The sequence below is a fragment of the Arthrobacter glacialis genome, from assembly GCF_002909445.1.
GTDB lineage: Bacteria > Actinomycetota > Actinomycetes > Actinomycetales > Micrococcaceae > Specibacter > Specibacter glacialis.
Map to the genome: position 1 here is coordinate 1 of NZ_PPXC01000044.1, position 1,485 is coordinate 1,485.

General features: G+C 61.8%; 2 protein-coding genes. Both read left to right on the plus strand.

Annotated features, from left to right (window positions below; all coding sequences use genetic code 11):
- Positions 1-144: 144 nt before the first annotated feature.
- Entirely contained in the window at positions 145-852 is a 708-nt protein-coding gene (locus tag CVS27_RS20310; RefSeq protein WP_103467649.1) for a DsbA family protein, read from the plus strand.
- Between the two features lie 3 nt (positions 853-855).
- Positions 856-1,485: cytochrome c biogenesis CcdA family protein (locus CVS27_RS20315; RefSeq protein ID WP_103467650.1), on the plus strand; the 630-nt coding region annotated here is incomplete at its 3' end.

The window sequence follows — 1,485 nt, forward strand, 5'->3', positions numbered from 1 at the left end:
GCCGGCACCCAACCCACCGCGACAAGCGAAGGTTGGCTGAACGGCGTCGAACGTGTCCTTATATATACATGGTGCGCTGCCGCCGGGCCGCGATAATCCGCGCCTGCGGCAAGGCTGCGCCTGCACAATTCTGAGAGTTTGCCAATGAATACGAAGAAGACCCGGAACATCGCCCTAGCTCTGGTGCTGGGTATTGCCCTAGTTTTAACGATCATTTTTGCCGGTGCCGCCGCTGGTGGGAAGCGATTGGACTCGGCCGCAAAGCCGGCCTCGTCGGCCGCCGAAGAACAGGCCCCCGAGCTGCAACTGGAACGTCGCATTGCCGGGGATCCCATGGCGCTGGGTGCGGTGGACGCCCCCGTTGTCATGATCGAGTACTCGGATTACCGGTGCCCGTTCTGCGGCGCCTATGCCCGCAAAACCCAGCCCGAAATTATCAAGAAGTATGTTGACACCGGCCAGCTGCGCATTGAATGGCGTGATCTGCCGGTCTTTGGGGAATCCTCGGTGGCAGCTGCTGTGGCTGTCCGTGCGGCGGGGGAACAGGGATTGTTCTGGCAATTCAATGAGGCCGTCTACGCGGCGGCGCCGGAAAAGGGCAAGGCGGACTTGTCAGAGCCGGAGTTGCTGAAGTTTGCCCAAGAGGTTGGTGTTCCAGACATGGCCAAGTTCACGGCGGATACGAAGAGCCCCGAATTGCGGGCTTTGGTCAACTCCGATCTTGCCGAGGGAACCTCGCTGGGGCTCAACAGCACCCCCACCTTTGTTATCAACAACCAGTCCATTCCCGGTGCGCAGCCGCTGGACATCTTTGTCCAGGTCATTGATGAAGCACTGGCAAAGGCCAAGTAGCCCATGGACATTGGATATACAGGAGCGTTCCTGGGTGGCATCCTCACCCTGCTGAGTCCCTGCTCGGTCATGTTGCTGCCGGCTTTCTTTGCCTACGCCTTCGCCAGTCCCGGCAAGCTGCTGGGCCGCACGGCCCTGTTCTACGCCGGGCTGCTGACAACGTTGGTGCCGCTGGGCCTGCTGGCGGGGCTGCTCGGCTCGCTGGTGCTGCAAAACCGGACGGTGCTGATTTCCGTTGCGGCCGCCGTGGTGATTGTCATTGGAATTTTGCAGATTGTTGGGGTGGAATTCCCCGGCCTCAGCCGCCGGGCCGGCGCCAGCAGCACCTCTGCCGTGTCAGTGTTTGTGCTGGGCTCCGTCTATGGCGTTGCCGGTGTTTGTGCTGGCCCCATCCTCGGTTCGGTTCTGGCTGTGGCCGCGGCGGGCGGAAATCCGTTGTACGGCGGGATCATGCTGGCCATCTTCGCATTCGGCATGACCCTGCCACTGGGCATCCTTTCGCTGCTGTGGACGCGATTCAGGCTCGGTGAGCGCGGCTGGCTGAAACCACGCCGCTTCCGGCTGGGCCCGTGGGAAAACTCCGTGTGGATGGTTGTTTCCGGCGTGCTGTCCGTGGGCATTGGCGTGCTGCTG

Bases quoted from the DNA above. Each gene is read 5' to 3' on its own strand.
- CVS27_RS20310 (WP_103467649.1), top strand. From the start codon at position 145: ATGAATACGAAGAAGACCCGGAACATCGCCCTAGCTCTGGTGCTGGGT.